At 69.8% G+C, this 22445-nt stretch carries 20 protein-coding genes; 8 read left to right on the top strand and 12 right to left on the bottom strand.

The annotated features are described in order from the left end of the window. Positions 1-6: 6 nt before the first annotated feature. Together AABA78_RS18160 and AABA78_RS18155 are read right to left on the bottom strand one after the other, a co-directional pair. Positions 7-1536, bottom strand: coding sequence for a M28 family metallopeptidase (locus AABA78_RS18160; protein WP_338264274.1), 1530 nt, complete (start codon positions 1534-1536; stop codon positions 7-9). 83 nt (positions 1537-1619) lie between these two features. Then, positions 1620-2636 carry an alcohol dehydrogenase gene (locus AABA78_RS18155; protein WP_338264273.1) on the bottom strand — a complete coding sequence of 339 codons (1017 nt, stop codon included), beginning with the start codon at positions 2634-2636 and terminating at the stop codon, positions 1620-1622. A 254-nt stretch (positions 2637-2890) separates the two neighbouring features. Between AABA78_RS18155 and AABA78_RS18150 the strand changes: the two genes are divergently transcribed. Beyond that, positions 2891-4273: an ATP-binding protein gene (locus AABA78_RS18150; RefSeq protein ID WP_338264272.1), complete on the top strand. Its 1383-nt coding sequence runs from the start codon at positions 2891-2893 to the stop codon at positions 4271-4273. A gap of 26 nt (positions 4274-4299) precedes the next feature. On the opposite strand, the gene AABA78_RS18145 is transcribed toward AABA78_RS18150, so the two are convergent. The 3 genes from AABA78_RS18145 to AABA78_RS18135 all read right to left on the bottom strand — a co-directional run bounded on the left by AABA78_RS18145 (position 4300) and on the right by AABA78_RS18135 (position 7416). Beyond that, on the bottom strand, positions 4300-5040 hold the full coding sequence (locus AABA78_RS18145; RefSeq protein WP_338264271.1) for a fatty acid desaturase family protein: 741 nt from the start codon (positions 5038-5040) through the stop codon (positions 4300-4302). A gap of 175 nt (positions 5041-5215) precedes the next feature. Next, positions 5216-6091 (bottom strand): OmpA family protein, encoded by an 876-nt coding sequence (locus AABA78_RS18140; protein WP_171413723.1) that lies wholly within the window; start codon positions 6089-6091, stop codon positions 5216-5218. Positions 6092-6237: 146 nt separating this feature from the next. Further along, positions 6238-7416, bottom strand: a complete 1179-nt coding sequence (locus AABA78_RS18135; RefSeq protein ID WP_338264270.1) for a right-handed parallel beta-helix repeat-containing protein — start codon at positions 7414-7416, stop codon at positions 6238-6240. Positions 7417-7777: 361 nt separating this feature from the next. Here AABA78_RS18135 and AABA78_RS18130 point away from each other — a divergent pair, with 361 nt between their 5' ends. From AABA78_RS18130 to AABA78_RS18120, 3 genes are read left to right on the top strand one after another with little or no spacing between them, the layout of a single operon-like run. Then, positions 7778-9553, top strand: coding sequence for a hypothetical protein (locus tag AABA78_RS18130; protein ID WP_338264269.1), 1776 nt, complete (start codon positions 7778-7780; stop codon positions 9551-9553). Between the two features lies 1 nt (position 9554). Continuing rightward, positions 9555-10559, top strand: a complete 1005-nt coding sequence (locus tag AABA78_RS18125; RefSeq protein WP_338264268.1) for a hypothetical protein — start codon at positions 9555-9557, stop codon at positions 10557-10559. Positions 10560-10570: 11 nt separating this feature from the next. Continuing rightward, the gene (locus AABA78_RS18120) at positions 10571-12163 is read left to right on the top strand and encodes a DUF1501 domain-containing protein (RefSeq protein ID WP_338264267.1); all 1593 of its coding nucleotides are present in this window, start codon (positions 10571-10573) and stop codon (positions 12161-12163) included. 1 nt (position 12164) lies between these two features. Here AABA78_RS18120 and AABA78_RS18115 read toward each other — a convergent pair whose 3' ends face one another. Next, positions 12165-13208, bottom strand: a complete 1044-nt coding sequence (locus AABA78_RS18115; RefSeq protein WP_338264266.1) for an NAD(P)-dependent alcohol dehydrogenase — start codon at positions 13206-13208, stop codon at positions 12165-12167. 145 nt (positions 13209-13353) lie between these two features. Between AABA78_RS18115 and AABA78_RS18110 the strand changes: the two genes are divergently transcribed. Continuing rightward, the gene (locus AABA78_RS18110; protein ID WP_338264265.1) at positions 13354-14259 is read left to right on the top strand and encodes a LysR family transcriptional regulator; all 906 of its coding nucleotides are present in this window, start codon (positions 13354-13356) and stop codon (positions 14257-14259) included. Positions 14260-14280: 21 nt separating this feature from the next. Here the strand turns inward: AABA78_RS18110 and AABA78_RS18105 are convergent, their stop codons facing one another. Further along, positions 14281-15270, bottom strand: a complete 990-nt coding sequence (locus tag AABA78_RS18105) for an aldo/keto reductase (protein WP_338264264.1) — start codon at positions 15268-15270, stop codon at positions 14281-14283. A 311-nt stretch (positions 15271-15581) separates the two neighbouring features. On the opposite strand from AABA78_RS18105, the gene AABA78_RS18100 reads away from it, so the two are divergent. Then, complete coding sequence (locus AABA78_RS18100) at positions 15582-15887, top strand: hypothetical protein (protein WP_338264263.1); 306 nt, start codon at positions 15582-15584, stop codon at positions 15885-15887. Between the two features lie 49 nt (positions 15888-15936). Here AABA78_RS18100 and AABA78_RS18095 read toward each other — a convergent pair whose 3' ends face one another. The 3 genes from AABA78_RS18095 to AABA78_RS18085 form a co-directional block, all read right to left on the bottom strand. Further along, positions 15937-16608, bottom strand: coding sequence for a phosphatase domain-containing protein (locus AABA78_RS18095; RefSeq protein WP_338264262.1), 672 nt, complete (start codon positions 16606-16608; stop codon positions 15937-15939). Between the two features lie 65 nt (positions 16609-16673). Further along, a complete protein-coding gene (locus tag AABA78_RS18090) occupies positions 16674-17993 on the bottom strand; it encodes a Kelch repeat-containing protein (protein WP_338264261.1) in 1320 nt (439 codons plus the stop codon). A 377-nt stretch (positions 17994-18370) separates the two neighbouring features. After that, entirely contained in the window at positions 18371-18709 is a 339-nt protein-coding gene (locus tag AABA78_RS18085) for a hypothetical protein (RefSeq protein ID WP_338264260.1), read from the bottom strand. Positions 18710-18909: 200 nt separating this feature from the next. Between AABA78_RS18085 and AABA78_RS18080 the strand changes: the two genes are divergently transcribed. Beyond that, a complete protein-coding gene (locus AABA78_RS18080; protein ID WP_338264259.1) occupies positions 18910-19956 on the top strand; it encodes an alpha/beta hydrolase in 1047 nt (348 codons plus the stop codon). Here AABA78_RS18080 and AABA78_RS18075 read toward each other — a convergent pair. Continuing rightward, positions 19950-20378, bottom strand: coding sequence for a DUF4326 domain-containing protein (locus tag AABA78_RS18075; RefSeq protein WP_120526226.1), 429 nt, complete (start codon positions 20376-20378; stop codon positions 19950-19952). The two genes, AABA78_RS18080 and AABA78_RS18075, sit on opposite strands and share 7 nt — an antisense overlap. A 99-nt stretch (positions 20379-20477) precedes the next feature. Continuing rightward, positions 20478-20867, bottom strand: coding sequence for a hypothetical protein (locus tag AABA78_RS18070; RefSeq protein WP_171413711.1), 390 nt, complete (start codon positions 20865-20867; stop codon positions 20478-20480). A 219-nt stretch (positions 20868-21086) separates the two neighbouring features. Between AABA78_RS18070 and AABA78_RS18065 the strand changes: the two genes are divergently transcribed. Continuing rightward, on the top strand, positions 21087-22352 hold the full coding sequence (locus AABA78_RS18065; RefSeq protein ID WP_338264258.1) for a CCA tRNA nucleotidyltransferase: 1266 nt from the start codon (positions 21087-21089) through the stop codon (positions 22350-22352). Positions 22353-22445: the final 93 nt, after the last annotated feature.

Below are 22445 nucleotides of genomic sequence, written 5' to 3'. Positions count from 1 at the left end.
AGGCCTTCAGCGCGGGGCGGGCGCGGGCTTGCCTTCCAGGGGATGTCCCCGGGCGCCGCTGGCCCACTCCTCCCAGACGTTGAAGGCCTTCATCTGCTGGCCCAGGTCGGTGTCCCGGATGAGCGCCTCCACCTCCGCGCGGCTCTGGCGGGGCAGCTTCTCGTCCATGGTGGCGAAGCCCCACGCGAGCGCGCCCACCACGGCCGCGTTGGCGCGCAGCGTGCGGGCGTCGCACTGTTCGAACTCGTCCGAGCGCGCGTGGTAGTTGGGTCCGTACGTGGCCGGTTCCTGGTTGGCGATGAGGTTGGCCACGCCGTGCATCATGAAGTCGAAGTTGTCCGTGCCCACCACCGGCACGTCCAGCTGCGTGAAGGGCCCCAGGCCCTCCACCGGCTTCAACGCCCGGTCCACCAGCGGCACCAGCGGCGCCCGGCCGTTCGTGTAGAAGCCGGTGATGCGCCCGCAGCCGATGTCCACCGACAGCGCCAGCGTGTGCCGGTCCAGCTCCGCCGCGTGCGTGCGCGCATAGCCGGCCGAGCCGTACATGCCCTGCTCCTCGCCGTTCCACAGCGCGAAGCGCAGGGTGCGCGCGGGCTTCAGGCCCAGGCGCTGCATCTGGCGCGCGAGGTCGAGCAGCATCGCGACGTTGGCGCCGTTGTCCAGCGCGCCACCGCCCAGGTCCCAGCTGTCCAGGTGCGCGCCCAGCACGACGACCTCGTCCGGGCGCGTGGTGCCGCGAATCTCGCCGATGACGTTGCGGGCCTCGTAGGGGCCGCCCGTGCGCAGGTCCAGCGTCGCGGTGAGGCTCAGGGCCTTGCCCGCGCGCAGCAGCCGCAGCGCGCGCTTCGCGCCGTCGCGCTCCATCACCATCATGGGACGGGTGTTCCGGGGGCCCACGGAGACGCTGTGCCGGTAGAGCTGGTTGCCGGGCCGGCTGCCCATGTAGACGACGCCGGCCACGCCCGCGGCGAACGCGCGGGACTCGATGACCGCCGCCTCGTCGTACTCGCGGAAGAGCCCGTCGACGTCCTTGAGCTCGTCCGTCTCCACCAGCAGGTACGCGCCCCGCGCCTTCGCGCCCACCCGCTGGAAGTCCGCCTCGGTGCCGCGGCCCACCTCCAGCAGCGGCGCGGTGAGGCCGCCCCTGGACGTGGCGGCGGAGAAGGGCATCGCGGCCACGCGCGGGGCGAAGCGCACGCCCGGGCCCTGCACGGAGGCGGTGGCGCCGCGCTCCAGCCACAGCGCCGGCATGGGGAAGGGCTCCGCGCGCGCCGTCACGCCCGCCGCGCGGAAGCGCTCCAGCGCCCACTCCACGGAGCGGGTGTTGGCGTCGGAGCCCGTGGCCCTGCCGCCCACCTCGTCCACCAGCGAGCGCAGGTCCTCCAGCATGGGCGTGCCTCCCAGCACGCTCCCCACGAGCAGCGCGGCCTCGCGCTCACGCGCGGAAGGGAGGGGCGCGTCGGCCCTGGAGGGTGCCGGGAGGGCCAGGGCGAGGGACAGCGCCGCGAGGCGGATCAGCGGGCGGGAAGGGGACATGCGAAGGGCACCGGGGGAAGAGGACGGCGCAAGCATCTCCACCCCGCCCGTCCCCCGGCAAGCGCGAGTCGCCGCCCGCGCCTTCAGCGCATCTTGAGCACGACCCGGAAGCGGGCCTTGTTGCTCATCATCCGCTCGAAGGCCTCCGTCGCGCGCTCCAGCGGGAACACCTCGTTGCGCGAGCGCACGCCCGAAAGCGCGCTGAAGGCCATGGCCTCCTGCGAGTCCTGGGGCACGCCGCTGGGCCAGCCCTGGATGCGCGTGCGCTTGCCAATCATGGACCCGCTGCTGACGGGGATGGGCTCGGAGCCCGCGCCCAGCAGCAGCAGGGTGCCATTGCGCCCCAGGCCTCCGAGCAGCTCTCCCGCCAGGCTGCTGCTCGACGCGGTCATCATGATGACGCGCGCGCCGCCGAGCTTCTGGAGGGCCTCGGCCGGGGAGCCCTTCTCCGTGTCGATGTACTCGTGCGCACCCAGTTCGAGCGCCAGCGGACGCTTGTCCGCGCCTCGCGAGATGGCGGCGGTGCGGTAGCCGAACTTGCGGGCGTACTGGACGGCCAGGTGACCCAGGCCGCCAATGCCTTGCACCGCCACCAGGTCACCCGGCCGCGCCCCCATGTTGCGCAGGGAGTTGTACGTGGTGACGCCCGCGCAGAGCAGGGGCGCGGCATCCTCGGAGCTCATCCCCTCCGGGACGCGGGCCAGCGCCTCCTGGGGCGCGACCAGGTACTCCGCGTAGCCGCCGTCGTAGCTGATGCCGCAGATCTGCTGCTTCTCGCAGGTGACGAAGTCCCCGCTGCGGCACGCGACACACTGGCCGCAATGCCCCCCGTGCCAGCCCACGCCGACGTGCTGTCCTTCCTTCCAGGCCGTCACGCCAGGACCCACCTTATCGATGCGGCCCACCACCTCATGGCCCGGCACCCGGGGGTACTGGATGGGCATCCAGCCCTCCTTGGTGATGGCGTCGCTGTGGCAGACGCCACACGCTTCGACGGCGAGCCGCACCTGCCCCGGACCGGGCTCGGGGATCTCGCGCTCGACAACCTCGAGCGGGCCTCCCGCCTTCGGCACCTGCACTGCCTTCATCTTCCTGGCCATGGCGTCTCCTCGGAGGGAGGGATGGGGATGACGCGGTGCGCGCGCACGGGGAGTAGGGGAGGACGCCGGGTCGGAGGGCGAGCAGGAAGGACAGGCCCTGGCCACTCATCGAACGTCAAAGAATCGCAATCTGGCGGTCAAAGCCAGTCAAGCAGCCGACCGTCCCCGGCACCCAGGGCCCTGAACAAAGTCGTCTGGTTTCGGGATGAGGGGCGAGGCGGATGCCAATTCCTCCGCCGGTTGTATGCTCCCTCATGCGTTCCGCCCAGGGAAGTCCGGCCCCGCGCCTGTCTCCGCCAGCCAGGGGCGACCACCATGTCCAGTTCTACGAGGCCCCGTCCTTCCTGTTCGACGTGGTCGCGAGGTTCCTTGCCACGGGTTTCCAGGTGGGTGAACCCGCTGTCGTCATCGCGACGGAAGCACATCTCAGCGGCATCAAGGCGCAGCTGAACGCCATGGGCTTCGAGGTGGAGCCCGCCCTGGAGGACGGGCGGCTCGTCCTGCTGGATGCCCGGGACACCCTGGCGCGGTTCATGGTGGGAGGGCTGCCTGACTGGAGCCGCTTCCAGCAGGTCATCGGCGCGGTCCTCGACAGGAGTCATCGCGCCGCGGGCGGGCGCAAGGTGCGCGCCTACGGCGAGATGGTGGACCTGCTGGTGAAGGATCAAAACCCCCAGGCCGCGCTCCTCCTGGAGGAGCAGTGGAACGAGCTGGGCCGGTCGTATTCGTTCAGCGTGCTCTGCGCCTATGCGTTGGGAGGCTTCCAGACGCAGGAGGATGCGCGGACCTTCCATCAGGTCTGCGCCGCGCATTCCCACGTCAGCCCCACCGAGTCCTATTCGCAGGTCCCTGACGACGAGCTGCGCCTGCGCGAAATCGCCGCCCTTCAGCAGCGCTCCAGGATGCTCGAAGCAGAGATCGAGCACCGCAAGCGCGTGGAGACGGAGTTGTTGACGGCGGTGCGGCTGCGCGATGACTTCCTGTCCATCGCCGGGCATGAGCTGCGGACGCCACTCACGACCCTCCAGCTCCAGCTCCACTCGCTCGTGCACCTGGTGCAACAGACCGGTGATCCCCACATGTGGGAGCGGCTGTCGCGGGCGCGGAAACAGGCGCAGCGGCTCGGCACCCTCGCGGAGCAACTGCTGGATGCCGTCCGCATAGGCGCCGGGCGGCTCACGCTCCAGGTGGGGGCGTGTGACCTGTCCGCGCTCGTGCAGGAGGTGGTGGAGCGTTCGGCCGAAGCGGCGGCCCAGTCGCGCTGTCAGCTCCGGGTGCTCGTCGATCCGTCGGTGCGAGGCCAATGGGACGGGGCTCGGCTTGAGCAGGTGGTGACGAACCTCGTCTCCAACGCCCTCAAGTACGGAGCGGGCGGGGCCGTGGAGGTGATGGTGAAGGCCTCCAGGGACAGGGCGACGCTCGTGGTCCGGGACACCGGCATCGGGATTCCCCTGGATGCCCAGGCCCGGATCTTCGACCGGTTCGAGCGCGCGGTCTCCACCAACCACTATGGTGGATTGGGGCTCGGGCTGTGGATCGCCAGACAGGTCATCGAGGCACACGGCGGTGTCATCCGCGTGGAGAGCGAACCGGGCCTCGGGGCCACCTTCACGGTCGAACTGCCGTACGGCGCCTGAGGTGTTGGGGACTGAGCCCGGTCCCTTCAGAACGTCGCGCGCTTCTCCAACCCGGGGAGCGCCGCGTCCAGGCGCTTCGCCAGCTCCGGCAGCTTGATGGTGGGCACCGCCGGGAAGAGGTGGTGCTCCAGGTGATAGAACATGCTGAACGTGAGCAGGTTCTTCCACCCGGTGCGCTGGGTCCGCGCGAGCGCCGGGGCATCCTGCGTGTCGTGATGCACGGTCCACACGGCGAAGAAGGCCATCAGGCACTCGCCCAGGACCATCACCGCGACGTGGTAGATGAGGAAGTGCAGCCGCAGGTGGAAGACCCCGGCGATGAAGACCGCGATGGAGGCCAGCTCGAACAGGACGTTCCAGCGGTACTTCCTGTCTCCCTGCTGGAGCGTCACCTTGTGGATCAGCCACATGTGGACGGGGCCGTACAGGATGGCGCCGTACCAGGACATGCCCGCTGACTTCCCCTCGTAGTCTCCCTCCGCCAGGGTGTAGCGGTGATGTCTCAGGTGATTGAACTTCACCGCGTGGAGCGACACCACCATCAGCACGCTGTTGGAATACAGCGTGAACCAGGTCAGGAACCGGTTCGTGCCCAGCGCGCGGTGGAAGCCGTTGTGCACCTGTCTCAGGCCCGTGAGGAAGAAGAAGGCAGAGAAGGGCAGGGCGAGGGCGTAGTGCTCGAAGTACGCCAGCAGCATCGAGAACAAGAACCAGGGCAGGGTCAGGTTGTTCTCGATGAGGAGCTCCCGGGTCGAGAGCGTCCTCAAGTCCTTCCACTTCACACCGCGGAGCAGTTCCGGAGAGGCCATGTCGAGGGTGAAACCCGACGACGGGTGGAGCAGCGAGGCGGTTCTAACCGTCCCGCGTTCCCCCTGGCGGTACACGGCCCTTCAGGGCATCAGCTGGCGGAGTCGGGGATAGAAGTCGGGCAGGCCCTCGCGACTACCGGCCGGACGGGGCCTTCTTCCCGACGGCGGGCTTCACGGCGGACGCCTTCGCGGGAGTCCCCTTCACGGGCGTCGCCTTCGAGGACGTCGCCTTCGCGATGGCGGGGTTCCGCCGGGCGGCCTGCTCCGGGATCAACAACAGCTCGATGCGGCGGTTGCGGGCGCGCCCCTGCGGCGAGGCGTTGGCCGCCAGGGGCCGCGTGTCGCCGTAGCCCGCCGCGAGCATGCGCTTCGCGGGCACGCCGCCCTTGTCCTGGAGGTAGCGCACCACGTTGACGGCGCGCGCGACGGACAGCTCCCAGTTGGTGGGGAAGGTGGCCTGGAGCTTCTGCGTGGGCGGGGAGTCGTCGGTGTGGCCCGTCACCTGGATGAGCTTGTCATCCACCTTGGACAGCACGCCGCCCAGCCGGGTGAGGACCTCCTGGCCGCGCGCGCTGATGCTGGCGTCGCCTGAATCGAAGAGGACCTTGTCGACCAGGTCCACCTGGAGGCGGCCCCCTTCCTGCGTCAGGCGGATGGCGCCCTCGGCGATCTCCTTCTTCATCTTGTCCTGGAGGTCCTCGTAGGTGGCCTTGAGCCGCGCCAGCTCCGCCTCCTGCTCCTGCACCGTCTGGCTGAGCTGCTCCTTCTCCGTGTTGAGCTGCTCCTTCTCCGTGGACAGCTTCGCGTGCTCCGCCTCCAGCGCGGCCAGCTTCGCCTCCAGCTGCTGCTTCGCCGCCTCCGCGTCACTGGCCCGGGCCGCCGCCACGGCCGCCTCCGCGTCCGCGCGGGTCGTGCTGCGATGCGACAGATACAGCACCAGGCCCGCGAGCACCGCCACCAGCGCCGTCACCAGCCAGGGGACCCAGGCCCTTCCGCGTTCCGTTTCCATGTCGCGACCTCCAGGGTGGAATGGACGGAGGCCACGCTAGTGAAGGGCCCCGGGTGCGCCTCAAGGCGACCCGGGTGCGTGCTTGTGTCTGGAGGTTCATTGTTCCAGCCAGGGCAGCAGGGGTGCGGCCGCCGCCGGCCGGGACGTCAGTACATGGAGCAGGTGATGCCCACGCAGTCACCCGCGGTGTTGTTTCGCGCGACGTTCCCGCCGCCGTCGAAGGCGGTGGGCGCGTAGATGCCGAAGCCCGTGTTGCCCAGGGCGACGTTGTGGATCACCGTGGGTGTGCTGGGCGGCTCCACGCGGAGTCCGTCTCCGTCGTTGCTCAGGAACTGGTTGCCGCGGACGATGCCCGTGAGCGGGACGGGGACGGCGGTCTGCAGGTCGGACAGCGTCAGGCCGCCTGCGTTGTCATAGAAGGTGTTGCCATCCAAATAGACCGTCAGGGCCGAGGTCCGGAGCCCCGTGCCATTGCTGACGGCCAGCGTGTTGATCATCGCGAGCCGGTTCGTTTCCCAGACCGGCTGGAGGGCGGGCGCGAACGCGGCGTTGTTCGACAGGAGCGAGTTCTCGAACCGCATCTCGTTGCAGGTATAGGGGCCGCCGAAGTCGAGCTGCATCCTGCCCACCGCCTCGTTCCACGCGAGCGTGCTCCCGCGAATGCGAGCGGAGCCCCCGAAGCAGAGGATGACGAGCCCATTGGACGTGAAGGTGGAGTCGAGCACGTCGATCTGATGGAAGTCCGCGATCATCGCGGTCCCGTTGTGGGTGAAGGTCGAGGACCGCACGTCGAAGAGCCCCGTGGACGCGTCGAACTCGCTGCTCAGCCCCTGGCCGTTCCCGCTCACACGGCACTGGGTGATGAGGAAGTTCGTATCCGCCTGGCTGTAGACGGCGATGTCGTTGTCGAGCAGCGCGAGTTCGTGCAGCCGCAGGTTCAGCGTGTTCGAGGACCAGGGGGTGATGATGCCCCGGCCGAACCCCTGCACCGTGCCGTTGCGCACCATCCGGCCGTTGTCGACGACGATGCCTTGCGAGTCCTCGTTCTCCGGGCCGGTGCGGCGCACGGTGTGTCCGCCCAGGTCCAGCACAATGCCTTCACCGTCGAGCCTGAGCGCGAAGGGCGCCGAGCCCGGGCAGTCGAGGTCGTGCGTGAGGCGCGTGTGCTCGGTGAGGGTGTCACCGCACCGGACGGCGGCGCCGGTGGCGAACGTCACCTCGGCTTCCACCCCGGAAGCAACCGTGCCACGGGCCTGGACGTCGGGCGCTCCCGTGAGCAAGGTGGTCACAGCCAGGGCCACGGCGAATCCGCGCGTCTGTTTCATGCTGCCTCCCCGGGCCGGAGGAGTCCGGCACCGGCGGAGAGGCTATTCACGACGCTCTTCGCGGGTTCCCCCCCAGCGGTGTCAGCGCGCCGCCCGGGGTGCGACAGCGTGGAGGCTCCCAAGGGTGAAGCGGATCACGACGTCAGGAAGGTGGGGGGACCGGGCCTCACTGTGTGGGGGAGATCCGTCGCCAGTCGCGGTGGCTTCCCCGGCGGCATGCGCTCCTTCCGAGGCAGGGATTGCGTCCGCGCTGTGTTGAGTTCCTGGCACACGCATTGCCTTGCGGCGGCGGATGATCCCGCGCAACTCGATCGCTCCCGGCACCTGGCGACGCTCCGTTGGATGGGCCCTGATACTCGCCGTGTGGACGGCCTGCACGGGCGTGGTCGGCGGGACGCCTGACGATGACGTGGATCCGTCGGGCTCGCCGGACGCCGGCTGTGAAGACCCCGTGCCTTCCGGTGACCCCGACGCGGGCGAGAAGAACGACCTGCTCGCGCCCGGGCGGCTGCTGCGGCGGTCCTCACTCGCGCTGCGAGGGACACCTCCCACGGATGAGGAGTTCGCCGCGCTCGAGGCCGCGGGGGACGACGCCGCGCAGCGGGCCTTCGTCGAGCGCTTCGTCGACCAGACGCTCACGCAGCCCGCGTTCTACCGGACGATGTTCGAGCGGGCGCGCGACTGGTTCAACGTGCCGCTCGTCGCTCGCACCGCCGATGCGCCGGAGTACGGAGTGCAGCAACAGCGGTCCCTCCAGCGCTGCCCGGCGGGCACGGCGAAGGCCGGCGCCTGGAAGTACTTCCGCGAGGCCGCCACCGTCTGCGACGGAGTGAATGGGGATGGCACGCCCGTGGAGGAGCGCTCCCTGGAGCCCTGGTGGGCCCCTGACACCACGGTAACGCTGGTGGGCGGCGCGGCCAACACCGCCGCCACGGGCACCACGAACGTCAACGGGAGCCCCGTGCAGGTCACCTGCGCCCTCGTCGGTCCGGAGGGCACCTGCGGCTGCGGCCCCAGCGCCGTGCGCTGCCACGCCGACTTCCAGCAGTACGCCGGCTGGGAAGACTACCTGCACTACAACGAGCAGGGCCAACGACGGTTCGTCGCCGAGGAGCCCGCCCGCCTCTTCGCCCACCTCGCGTGGCACGACCGGCCGGTGACGGACCTCATCCTCGGCACCTACTCCGTGGCGCCCACCCGGCTCCAGGCCGCGTACGTGATGCAGGGCCTGGCGGGCGGCGCGACGGGCCTGCTCGACGACGACTCCTGGTGGAGGCCGTCGCGCTTCGCCGGTGCGCCAGTGGACCCGGACCACGCGCCGGGGGATCCGCTCGCCTGGCGCGAGTATCAGGTCCCCGCGCGCAATCCCTTCCTCCTCGCCGAGCGCGACTACCACTACGACCCGCGCACCGACGTCGGCGCGTCCCGGGGCATTCCCGCCGCGGGCATGCTCACCAGCCTGGGCTTCCTCACGGGCTACCCGCGCGAGCGCGTGCGCGGCGCCCGGGCGCTGGAGACGCTGGCCTGCGAGGTCCTGTCGCCGCCCATGGGCCTGAAGTTCAACGAGTACCGCCGGGATCCGGGCACGGAGGGGCCCTGCCAGCATTGCCATACACGGCTGGACCCCGCGGCCATCCACTTCAAGCGCTTCGCGAAGCAGGGCAGCGCGTCCGAGGGGTATGGCGCGAAGTACCTGATGCCGGGCGTGGGCACCGCCTGGCATTGGCCGGTGCAGTGGCGCAAGGGCGAGTACCCCTACGGAGGGGATCCGTTCAGTCACTGGAACCGCTGGTACATGCCCGACACGAAGCTCACGCCCGTCACCGAGGCCCAGGCGCTGGCGAACCCCGAGGCCGTCTTCCTCGACTTCCTCCCGCCGGAGCAGACGCTGCTGGGGCAGGTGGGGGACGGGACGGTAGGGCCGCTCGGCTTCGCGAAGATCATCGTCGCGGCGGGGGCCTTCGACCGCTGCGTGGTGCGGCACCTCCATGCGCAGGTGATGGGGCGCGACATCGATCCGGCGCGGGAGGCGGGCTACCTGGATGCACAGGTGGAGCGCTTCGTCGCGGGAGGCCGCAAGGTCCGCCCGTTCGTCAAATCCCTCACGCAGTCCAACCTCTTCCAGCGGGGGCGCTGACATGAACCGCTTCGCACTCCTCCTGATCATGCTTCCCGTGGCGCTCGCGTGCGGCCGGGACGGCACCGCGTCCGCTCCTTCCACGCAGTCCCAGAAGGCCTGTGGCACCCCGGCCAGCTCCGAGACCGTGCGCATCATGCAGGGCCTCAAGCCGCACTGTGAGGGCTGCCACGCCCAGGGAGCGCGCGGGTACTTCGCGTCGGTGGACACCTTCCAGAGCCTGCTGGTCTCCGACGCCCGGCTGGTGAAGGCGGGCAGCCCCGACGACAGCGAGCTGATCCGCCTGCTGGAGGGCCGGGGCATCGCCGCGTTCAAGCAGATGCCCATTGGAGAGAAGTCCTACGCCCAGCTCGTGTCCGAAGGCACGGCGACACTGCCCATCGCGGACGTCCGCGCGTGGATCCAGGGCCTCTCCACCCAGCAGCGCGACGCACGGCCGGACCCCGATGCGACGCGCATCACCCGCATGAGCGCGACCCAGGTGCAGCGGGCGCTGTACCAGCAGCTGGGCCTCACGCATGACGACTTCTTCATCTCCGCGACGGAGTTCGGCATCCCGATGGCGGAGTCCCGGAATGACGACCTCTACCCGATGCAGCCGCCCGACGCGGTGCCGGCGCCGCGGCAGCTCCCCACCGCCGAGCGCTTCTACGGGCTGGGCGGCGGCTCGGTGATGAACCAGACCGCGCAGGACCGGAGCGCGTCCCCCACGTTCGCGCTCACGCTGACGCAGGTGTCGCAGCGGTGGTGCCGCCTGGCGCTGGCCAAGACGGGTAACACCGCGCTCTTCCCAGCGGGCTCCCAGCGCACCGCCGACCCCGCGGACGTGAAGGCCACGCTGCGCCGCTGGTCGCTGCACTTCCTGGGCGAGCGCTTCACCGACGCGCAGGTGGACGCGCTCTACACGGACGTCTTCGTGCCGCTCTCGACGCCGACGGACACCGAGCCCGCCTGGGTGGGCGTGTGCTCGTACTTCATCCGTCACCCGCACTGGATCTTCTACTGAAGGGGCACCCCATGAAGCTCTCGCGTCGCAAGCTGTTCGAGCTGGCCCTTGGGGCCACGCAACTGGGACTCATGGCGCGCTTCGGGCTGTCCACGGCCTCGGCCGCGTCGGCGCCGGGACGGCCCACGAAGCTTTTAGGCATCTGGCTGGATGGAGGCCTGCACTGGGAGAGCTTCTTCTCCCCGCTGTCCCGCGCGGGCATCACGAAGTTCATCCCTGCGGCGCAGGGCGGCGTCATCCCGGTCGGCTACCTGCCCGGGCAGGTGGAGAACTTCGACCGCTCACCGGTGGACCTGGATGCGCCGGGGCCGGTGCGCAAGCTGCGCGGGCCCATCTACTGGAACTGGGCGGACCCGGCCGACGCGCGGGGCGTGAACCCCCTCGCGAACAACCAGCAGCTTTACCGGCCCTGGGGCTACGCGTGGGCGGACCCCACGTACAAGCTCTACGAGAAGGCCGCGCTGCTCGTGGGCGCGGATCAGAACACGGCCGCGCACGCGAGCGGCATCGTCGCCAGCATGTGCGGCGTGGCGGGCGCGAGCTTCCGTGCTCCGGCCGTGCAGGCCGTCATCGCCAACGCCATGGCCAGGCACTTCCCGGACCGGCCCATCCCCAACGTCAGCCTGGGCGGCGAGCTCCCGAACGCGTTGGGGCTGCCGGCGCTGGCGAACCCAACGGTGCTGCGCTCCGCGTCGTCGGTGGAGCCGACGCTGTCCGACAAGCGCGGCAGCGCCTGGAACGGGCTGCGCGCCCGCAGCGACATCCCCGACGTGGGCTTTGACGGTTCAGCGCTCCCGGGGACAGTGCCCGCGACGGCGGTGGACGCGGCGCTCATGAAGGCGCTGCGCGCGGAGCGGGGCGTGTCCACGAGCGGCACGGACGCGATGATCGAGCAGCTCTACGACACCTACAAGGGCGCGAGCCGGACCATCCGCCGCGACATCCTGTCGGTGCTGGCCACCACGCCCACGTGGGAGAAGCTCAAGGCGGACGCGCGCTACCCGGTGGACTGGACGGCCTGCATTGGCTACGCGGACGCCTGCGGCACGGGCCTGTCGATGGGATCGTATGACTTCGCGTTGCAGCTGCTGAAGTCAGACCTGGTGACGTCCGTGAACCTGCGGGCCACGAGCTTCAACAACAACTCCTTCGACACGCACAGCGCGAACGGCGTCCAGATGCACACCAACCACCTGCGCATCGCGCTGGAGATGGTGGGACGGATGTGCATCGAGATGAGCCTCACCCCGAGCAAGGCCGACCCGACCCGGTCGCTGCTGGATGAGACGCTCGTGTATGTCTACAGCGACTTCGGGCGGACCTTCCCGAAGCAGGGAAGCGACCACCACCCGGCGACGTGCGCCCTGCTGGTGGGCGGCGGCATCCAGGGCAACCAGATGCTCGGCGGGTACGACGAGACGATGAACGGCTCGCCCATGGGGACGCCGGTGACGCTGGTGGAGGAGGACGGGAGCCGCGTGTCGCGGGCTCCGCGCTCCCAGGACGTCGCGGCGACGGTGATGCGCGCCTTCGGACTGGAGCCGGGGAAGGACTTCTTCATCCCCGGCGGCTACGGCGTCTTCGACGGCGTCGTGAAGGGCTGAGCTACTTCAACGTCGCGGCGTCGATGACGAACCGGTACCGGACGTCGGAGGCGAGCACGCGCTCGTAGGCGTCGTTGATCTTGCTGGCGGGGATGACCTCGATCTCCGCGCCGATGTGATGCTTCGCGCAGAAGTCCAACATCTCCTGCGTCTCGCGGATGCCGCCGATGAGCGACCCGGTGAACACGCGGCGGGGCATGATGAGGGAGAACACGTTGACGGCCAGCGGCTCCGGGGGCGCGCCCACGTTGACCAGCGCGCCGTCCAGGGCCAGCAGGGACAGGTAGGCGTTCACGTCGATCTTCGCGCTCACCGTGTTCACGATGAGGTCGAACGAGCCCGCGAGCTTCTGGAACGTCTCCGGGTCCTTCGTCGCGTAATAGTGGTGCGCGCCCAGGCGCAGGCCGTCCTCCTTCTTGCTCAGCGACTGCGACAGGACGGTCACCTCCGCGCCCATCGCGCGAGCGAACTTCACGCCCATGTGTCCCAGGCCGCCCAGGCCCACGATGGCGACCTTCTTGCCGGGGCCCGCGCCCCAGCGGCGCAGCGGCGAGTACGTCGTGATGCCGGCGCACAACAGGGGCGCGGCGGCGTCGAGCGCGATGCCTTCAGGAATCTTGAGGACGAAGTCCTCGGTCACGACGATGTGCGTGGAGTAGCCACCCTGCGTGAGCTGGCCGTCCCGGCCGACGGCGCCGTACGTTCCGACCATCCCCTTGAGGCAGTGCTGCTCCTCGCCCTTGCGGCACGACGTGCAGTCGCCACACGAGTCCACCATGCAGCCGACGCCGACGCGGTCGCCGACCGCGTGCTTCTTCACCCCGGCGCCAACCTGGGTGACGATGCCGGCGATCTCATGGCCGGGGGCGATGGGGTAGGTCGTCCCGCCCCACTCGCCACGGACGGTGTGGATGTCCGAGTGGCAGATGCCGCAGAACTTGATCTCGATGAGGACGTCGCGCGGGCCCAGTTCACGACGCTGGATGGTGATGGGGCCAAGGGGTGATGTGGCGGAGCTGGCCGCGTAGGCGTTGACGGTAGGCATGGGTCTCTTCTCCGGGGGACTTGGGGCCAGTGAGCCCCGTTCTCGAGAAGAGAGATACGCGCCGGACCCGCGGATGACTACGCGCGAGGGAGCCAATAGGCTCTTAACCCGTGCTTAACAGTGGGCTCGGGTACGGTCCTCGCGAATGAATACGGCGCCCTTCACGCAGCTGCAGGTGTTCCTCTCCGTGGCCCGGCTGCGCAGCTTCAGCGGCGCGGCGCGCGAGCTGGGTGTCTCCACCGCGGCGGTGAGCCAGGCGGTGCGGCAGCTGGAAGAGCAGCTGCGGGTGGTGCTGCTCACCCGCACCACGCGCAGCGTCGCGCTGACGGACACCGGCAGGCGGCTCGTGGAGGAGGCAGGCCCAGCGGTCGGGCAGACGCTCACCGCGCTTCGAGAGGTCTCCGCGCAGCCGGGAGAAGCCGTGGGACGGGTCCGGTTGACGGTGCTGACGGCGGCGGTGCCCTACGTCATCGCCCCGGTGGTGCCCACCTTTCGCGCGCGTCACCCGCGGGTAGAGGTGGAGGTCGTCGTCGAGGATCGCTTCGTGGACATCGTGGCCGAGGGCTACGACGCGGGCGTGCGGTTGAGCGAGGCCATCGAGCGCGACATGGTGCAGGTGCGGCTCACCGACGCGTTCCGCTTCGTGGTGGTGGGCTCACCGGCCTATCTCGCCCGCCACGGCACGCCCCAGCGTCCCGAGGACCTCCTGCGGCACGAGTGCATCACCTTCCGCTCACAGACGACCGGGGCGCTCTACCCCTGGGAGCTGGAGCGCGGCCGGAGGAACTGGCGTGTGCCGGTGCGCGGAGGCGTCATCAGCAACGACCTGCACCTGCCGGCGACCCTGGCGGAGGCGGGCGTGGGGCTGGCGTATGCCTTCGAGCCAGCGGTGGCGGAGCAACTGCGCACCGGGCGGCTCGTGCGGGTGCTGGAGGCCTACGCGCCCACCGTCCCCGGCTTCTTCCTCTACTACCCCAGCCGTGCGCAGCGCTCCGCGCCGCTTCGACTCTTCGTCGAAGCGGCGCGAGAGCTGGCGGTGAAGGCCGTGTGAAGGGCCTCCGGCCGCCACGCTTCAGCGGTTGATCATCTTCTGCATTGCCTCGGGGTAGCGTTCCCCCTGCGCCGTGAGCGTCGAGGCCGCGTCCGTGAGCTCTCGGACTTCGTCAGGCGTCAGCGTCACCTGGAGCGCGCCGAGGTTCTCCTCCAGCCGGTGCGGCTTGGTGGTGCCAGGGATGGGAACCATCCACGGCTTCTGCGCCAGGACCCAGGCCAGCGCGAGCTGGGCCGGGGTCACCTTCTTCCGGGCCGCGACCCTGCCAATCAGGTCCACGAAGGCCTGGTTCACCTTGCGAGCCTCTGGCGTGAAGCGCGGCAGGACGTTGCGGATGTCGCTCTTGTCGAACTGCGACGCGTCGTTCAGCTTGCCCGTCAGGAAGCCCTTGCCCAGGGGGCTGAACGGAACGAAGCCGATGCCCAGCTCCTCGAGGGTCGGGAGGATCTCCTGCTCGGGCTCGCGCCACCACAGCGAGTATTCACTCTGGAGGGCGGTGACCGGCTGGACGGCGTGCGCGCGGCGGATGGTCTTCACTCCCGCCTCGGAGAGGCCGAAGTGCCGGACCTTGCCTGCCTGGATCAGGTCCTTGACCGCTCCGGCGACGTCCTCGATGGGCACCTCCGGGTCCACGCGGTGCTGGTAGAAGAGGTCGATCGTGTCGGTCCTGAGCCGCTTGAGCGAGGCTTCGGCGACCTGCTTGATGTGCTCGGGCCTGCTGTCCAGCCCGGCCTGCTTCCCGTCGGGCGTCAGCTTGAACCCGAACTTCGTGGCGATGGCCACCTGGCCGCGGACGGGCGCCAGGGCTTCCCCCACGAGCTCTTCATTCGTCCAGGGACCGTAGACCTCGGCGGTGTCGAAGAAGGTGACGCCCCGGTCGACCGCCGTGCGGATGAGCGAGATCATCTCCCGCTTGTCCGCCGGGGGACCGAAGCCATGGCTCATCCCCATGCAGCCGAGCCCGAGGGCGGAGACCTCCAGATTGCTGTTTCCCAGTTTGCGCTTCTGCATGGTGCGCTCTCCTCTGTGCGTTCCGTCGCACGAAGAGAGATACGGCCCGGCCCCACGGCGGACCAGCGGCGTGGACGCAATGGGCTGTTAAGCCTGGCTTGAAAGTGGACGGCGCCGGCAGTCCAGCGCGCCAGCACCCCCGGCCACCAGGGGCACTGCCGGCCCACATGTCGGACAGGCCTTCGGTCGGAGCAAGCGTTCAGTCACCAACGATGGCGGCGCCGACGTCTGTCATTGCGCTCTGAGTGCAGCGTCTCCTGCCAGACGTGCCTGCCTTCGGGCAGACACATCCCCGTAGCAATGGAGTGTCGATGAACGCGCTGAAGAAGTCCCTGATGGCGATCACTGCTGTCCTCGGCGTCGCCCCCACCGTCGCTTTTGCCTATCCGCCGCAGTGCTATGACATCTGCTACATGTACGACTGCACCGGATCTTGTTTCGTGAGGACCATCCCCACCACCTGTGAGGCGTGGGGCGGGTATTGCTCCGCGTCCGCGCAGCCTTCAGAGGAGACCGCCTCCGTCTCCTCGGAGCAGACCCAGCGGTCCGAGGACACCGCGCCGGTGTGCGCCGCCGCCCAGCCGGAAGTGGAGCAGGCCCCGGTCGCCGAGAGCTAAGCGGTCTTGAGCATCCGTGAGGCCCGGCGTCGTGTCCGGGTCTCGCGGTTCAGACCAGTGCCGCGGCCAACGCGTCGAGCGCGCGCTCCTGCTGGACGGAGAGCCGCACCGCGGGCCGCGCCTGCCGCACCCTCGCGAGGGCCGTCTTCGCGTCCGGCGCATCCCCCCGGGCCACGAGGAGCGCGGCGGCGATCATCCCCGTGCGCCCATGTCCCTGCGCGCAGTGGACGTACAGCGGCCCGGGCACGGCGGCCAGCTCCCGAAGGACCGGGACCACCCGCTCCACGGGCAACGTCGACGCATCCAGGATGGGCAGCGACACGTAGCGGCAGGCGCTTCGGATGCCTTCCGGTTCGATGAACTCGGAGGTCAGGTCGAGCACCGCGCTGACGCCCGGGGGCAGCTCGCCGGGCAGCAGTCGGCGTCCCACGATGACACCGGGCACCACTTCATCCAGGACGCGCTCCCGGGAGATGCGCCGTGCCAGGTGCCAGGTGCCCCACGTGAGCAGCAGGTAGGGCAGCAACGCGAGCACCGCCCACGGACGCATCCGTCCATCTGCTTGCTTCCCGAAGGCCCGTGCACCGGCTCCGGCATAGGCAACCGCCACGATGGCGAAGCTCACGGAGGGCCACAGCAGCAGCCAGCCAGCGCCTTGAATCCGCTGCGCCAGGAAGGCGAGGAGCACCGCAGCGGTGGTGAAGACGAACGTGTATTTCATTCGCGGCGCAGCGTAGCCGGTTCCCGGGGGGCCCCATACGGCGGAGGCCGCCCCGGAAGTGACGGCTACTGGCTCACGACGCAGCCCGGCTGCGCGATGACACACCAGGAGGTGGCCTCACTGACGCAGATGCTGTCCCAGGACGTGGTGCAGCAGTACGGGTCGCGGTTGCACACCGAGAACGTGCAGGAGTTGCAGTCCTTGCTCAGCGACGTGCCCGACGTACAGACGTTGTGGGTGCAGGCCGCGGCGACACAGACGTTGCTGGTGGAGCAGGTCTGCCCGGCGCCACAGGTGCCGCAGGTGAGGGTGCCGCCGCAGCCGTCGGAGATCGTCCCGCAGGTCTTGCCCTGGGCCGCGCACGTCGTCGGGACGCAGCTGGCGGACGCGTCGAAGACCTCGATGCTGGCCAGCGCCTGCATGTTGCCCTGGGCGTTGTAGGTCGTTCCTCCGAGGAACAGGACGCGGCCGTTCGCCAGCGCCACGGTGGGGTGTTCGACGCGGGACTGGGTGAGCGTCCCCACCGTGCTCCAGGTGTTGGTCGCGGGGGAGAACAGCTCCACCTGCATCGTGTTGTAGGAGCCCCCGGCCATCAGGATGGTGCCATCCGGCCGCGTCACCGACGGCGCGGTGAAGTGCTGGACGGCGGTGGCGCCGGTGTTCGTCCAGGTGTTGGCGGCCGGGTCATACAGCTCCGCCGCCACGACGTAACCCGTGACCAACGCCTTGCCGCTGGCGAGCAGCTGCAGCGTGTGGCCATTGCGCCCCGCGTTCATCGACGTGACGGTGGTCCACGCCCCCGTGGAGGGGCTCCAGATCTCCGCGTGGTTGCTGGAGGACGTGGTGCCATTTCCACCGCCCGCCACGAGCACGCGCCCGTCCGCCAGCAGCACCGCGGCCTGCCCCATCATCCCCGCGTTGAGCGAGCCCGTGGCCGCCCAGGTGTTCGTCGACGGCGTGTAGACGTAGGTCGTGGTGACGTAGCCCACGCCGCCCACCACCAGCACGCGCCCGTCCGTCAGCAGCGTGGCGCTGTGGCCGTAGCTGATGCGCGGCAGGGGAGCGGCGGCGCTCCAGGTGTTCGTGGCGGGGTCGTAGCGCTCGGCGGACGCGATGACGCTCGAGTTGATGCCGCCCACGACCAGCACGGTGCCATCCTGCAACCGCGTGGCGGTGTGACCGCGGCGCGCGGTGAGCATCGACGGACCGGCGACGGACGTGGCTGTCGCTGGGTCATACAGCTCCGTGGTGGCGTACGAGCCCGAAGGCGTCCCGCCGCCCGCCACCAGCACCTTGCCATTGGCGAGCAGCGTGGCGGTGTGCTGATAGCGCGCAGACAGCATCGAGCCGCCGGACACGACGACCGCGGACGACTGGGAGGACATGAGGTCCTCCTCGGGTAATTCGCTCTCGGGGCTGCAACCGAGACAGAACAGCAGGGGAAGGACGGCCAAGGACATCCAGCAAGAGGTGCGCATGTGGGGGCTCCCGGGAAATGGGACCGTGACCATGGCATGCGGCGCCTGGATTGCTTTCATGAAACATGAACACAAAACAGGTGTCTCAAGATACCCTGGTTTGTCTCAAGGGACGGGAAACGCCGGACCTGAGCTGGTTTCAGTGGAGGAGTCAGTCCACGCGGACCAGGACGCCGTCTCCGTGCTTCGCGGCCGTGACGTGGAAGGCGCGGAAGAGGTCGAAGCGCGAGCTCGCATCGAGTCCCATGCGCCCCTTCCTGGCAGCCCCGGCGCCATCGGTTCAGCTAGCCCGCGCTGCTCACCGGCACGGCGGCAGCGGGAGGGGCCCCGGCGACCGTGGCTTCCGCGGCCCTGCGCGTGTTGGCTTCCGTGGCGACCTGGCACAGCGCCACCTGTGCCTGGAGCTGGAGCGCGAAGGCCCGGCCCCGGCCGAAGATCACGCCGATCAACGCCACCACCAGACCGCCCATCAAGACGATGAAGCCTTCCGCGTTCATGGCCTTCGCCAGCGCCGCGCCCGCGATGAAACCAATGACGCCCCACGCGAAGATGATGCCGGATGCGCGGTCGTACAGCGCCTGCGCGTGCTTCGTGATGATGCTGGGATCGTAGCGAACCGCCATGGGAGCTCCGCTGGGTGGAGAAGAAGGGGCCCGTGGATCAGGCCCGCGCGACTCCATCCCACCGTGCGGAGCGCCTGGACATTCCCCGAGAGAGGGATGGCGCGTGCTACCGAAATGGGCCTTCCGGGCAAGCCCACCGTGAGCCTGCGTCTCCCACTCCGGGCGTGCGTGACCATCCTCGGCCGAAGAGGAGAGACGCCATGCCCACCGATGCGAAGAAGCCCTCCGACTCCGGCCTGGATCCCCATGCCCGCGCGTTCCTGGAGCAATTGAAGGCAGCGGGTGGGCCCGCGCTCGAAACCCTGCCTCCCGTGGATGCGCGTGCGGTGCTCCGGAGCGTGCAGTCGGGAAAGAGTGCGAAGAAGCCCGCCCGCATCGAGGACCGCGTCCTGCCGGGAGGGCCCGGCGGCCAGGTCTCCGTCCGCATCGTGCGGCCCGTGGACGCGTCGGAAAAACTCCCCGCGGTGCTCTACCTCCACGGTGGTGGCTGGGTGCTGGGCGACAAGGACACGCACGACCGGTTGATCCGCGAACTGGCCGTGGGGAGCCGGTGCGCGGTCGTGTTCGTCAACTACACGCCCGCGCCCGAGGGGCAGTACCCGACGCAGATCGAGCAGGCCTACGCCGCGCTCCAGTGGATCGCGAAGAACGGCGGCGAAGCGGACCTGGATGGCCAGCGGATCGCCGTGGCCGCTGACAGCGCGGGCGGGACCCTGGCGGCGGCGCTCACGCTGGTGGCGAAGGAGCGCGGCGGCCCGCGCATCCTACAGCAGGTGCTGTTCTATCCCGTCACGGATGCCCGCTTCGACACAGCCTCCTACGAGCGTTATGCGGACGGCTACTTCCTCACCCGGAGCGGGATGCAGTGGTTCTGGGACAACTACGCCCCGGACTCCTCCGTGCGCACCGACCCCCTGGTCAGCCCCCTGCGCGCGACCGACGCGCAGCTGCGGGGCCTGCCTCCCGCGCTCATCCTCAACGGCGAGTGCGACGTGCTCCGCGACGAGGGCCATGCCTACGCGCGCAGGCTGGTGGACGCGGGCGTCCCGACGCTGGCGCTCGAGTACCAGGGGATGATCCACGACTTCGTGATGCTGGATCCGCTGGCGGACTCACTCGCCGCGCGCAACGCCATCGCCCAGGCGTGCCTGACGCTGGCGGAAGCGCTGGGCACGCGGCGGCCGGTGGACGCGACGCTCACGCCCCAGCCCGCGCAGGTCCGCGAGCGGGAGAGCGCTCGTCACTGACGCGGACTTGCGTCCAGCCACGCGGCCAGCACGTCCGCGTGGCACGGGCCCGGCTTGCACCAGCAGCCCAGCCGCTTGCCGCGCAACGTCCGCACGTCGCGCAGGAAGTCCGCGTCATGCTTCGTGCGCAGCTCCAGGTACCAGCGGAAGGACTCGAACGCATCCGGGCCGGGCGCCATGCGCCGCTGGGCCTCGTCGCGGATCCGCGCGGCTTCGTCGGCGGGCAGCTTCGCCAGCCAGGGCTCGAAGTACGTGCGGATCATCGCCTTCCAGGTCTTCACGCCCCCGGGCTTGAACGGATTGCCGAAGCGGCCCGGTACGGGATTGAGCGGGCCCGGCTTCGCCCAGGCGCGGAAGGCACGGCCCACGTAGACGTCACAGGCGTCGTGCACGTGCACCGCGGTGGTTCGGGATTCGGACATGGCGCGTCCATCGTTAACAGACGCGCCCGTCGCACGCCGTGCGGGATGGGGAAGGGGAGCGCTCCAGGAACGCCCCCCGGCCCCGTCAGCAGGCAGGGGTCACCAGGGGTGGATGCCCTGCTTCTCGTGCGGCGTCTGCGTGTACGTGGACTTGAAGACCGAGCCCGCCGCGTTGAGCACCGACCCGGCGGCCTCCACGCTCCCCTGTCTGACATTGCCCTTGCTGAAGCTCTCGAAGGCGTCCCGCGCGAAGCCCACGACCTCGCGCTGGTGCGCGTTGATCTCGCTGCGCTCCCCGCGCTCCACCTTGACGACGTTGTCGATGACGCTGTCCCGGGACCGGTCGGAGATGCCGACGTTCTTCTTGTCCAGGAAGTAGTTCATGCCGTTGACCTGCTGTCCGTAGACGCTCTTCGAGCCGTCCGACGTGCGGTCTACCTGCAGGCGGGAGGGGTTCTTGAACGTGTAGCTGCTGATGGCCTTGAGCATGGTCTTCCTCGCTGGGGGCGGCGGCCGTTGGCCCCGCCCGCGGTAGGTGCTGCGTTGAAATGATTGTCGGGGCGTGTGGGTAGGAGTTTCCTGAAGACTTTCATTTGCGCACGTATACGTCATTTGTCGTATGCCGACCTTCACGGGGCCTCCGCAGTGGCCAGGCTCGCCGGAAGACGGCAACGTACGCGCCCGCCTCCTCCCACCCCGTCCGCGGTCATGATCGCCAACCTCCACGACGCCGACATCCCGAAGCCCGTGCTCGAAGTCATCACCCGCCTGCGCGAGCTGGGCCACCCCACCTATCTGGTGGGCGGCTGCGTGCGGGACATGGTCCGCAAGGTCCACCCGAAGGACTTCGACGTCGCGACCAGCGCGCTGCCGGAAGAGGTCCAGCGCGCCTTCCGCAAGGTCATCCCCACCGGCATCCAGCACGGCACGGTGACGGTCGTCACCGGCGGCAACCACGTGGAGGTGACGACGTTCCGTTCGGAAGGGGACTACCTGGACGGACGGCGCCCCAGCTCCGTGTCCTTCGAGCGCGACATCGTGAAGGACCTGTCGCGGCGCGACTTCACCATCAACGCCATGGCGTACAACCCGCTCGACCGCGAGCTGGTGGATCCGTTCGGCGGCCAGGTGGACCTGCCCGCGAAGCTCATCCGCTGCGTGGGCTCCGCGCAGGAGCGCTTCTCCGAGGACGGCCTGCGCCCGCTGCGCGCCGTGCGCTTCGCCGCCGTGCTGGGCTTCACCCTGGACCCCGCCACCCGCGACGCCATCCCCGCGACGCTGGCCGTGTTCCGCAAGGTCGCGCTGGAGCGCGTGCGCGAGGAGCTGCTCAAGCTGCTCCTGTCCCCCCGCGCGGAGACGGGGCTCCACCTGCTCGCGGACACGGGGTTGATGGAGGTCTTTCTTCCGGAGGTGGCCCGCGTGGACGCGGAGGCCGCCCGGCTCGCCCGCGCCGCCGTGCAGGCCGCGCCGCTGGACGCGGACCTGCGCATGGCCACGCTGCTCGCGGACATCGACACCGCGACGCAGGCCCGCGACCTGTGCCTGCGCCTGAAGTTCCCCAACAAGTCCGCCGACCTCATCGGCCTGCTCGTCGAGCACGCGAAGCTGGAGACGCGCGTGAGCGACACGGATCCCGCGCTGCGCCGGCTGCTCGCCCGCGTAGGAATCGCGAACCTGCCCGCGCTCATCGCGGTGGCCCGGGCCCGCGTCCAGGTCCGGGCCCCGGAGCAGCTTCCGGCGCTGGAGGCGCTGGCCTCGCGGCTGGAGGCGCTGGCCGCCGCGAAGCCCCCCCTGTCCGCGAAGGAGCTGGCGCTCACTGGGGGCGACATCATGAAGACGCTGGGCATCGGCCCCTCGCCGAAGGTGGGCGAGGCGACCCGGTACCTGGTGGAGACGGTGCTCGATGAGCCGTCGCTGAACACCGCCGACGAGCTCCGCGCCCGGCTCACGGCCTGGGCGGCGCGCGGTTCTTGAAACGGGGGCCTCCTCTCCGGCCGGAGGGCAGGGGAGGGGGCCTGGAGCGCCTCGGGCCGTGCGTCCCGGCCCGGGGGCGTGTAGGAAGGGGCC

The organism is Corallococcus caeni, assembly GCF_036245865.1.
Taxonomy (GTDB): Bacteria; Myxococcota; Myxococcia; order Myxococcales; family Myxococcaceae; genus Corallococcus; species Corallococcus caeni.
This window is presented reverse-complemented; position numbering and strand designations above follow the sequence as displayed.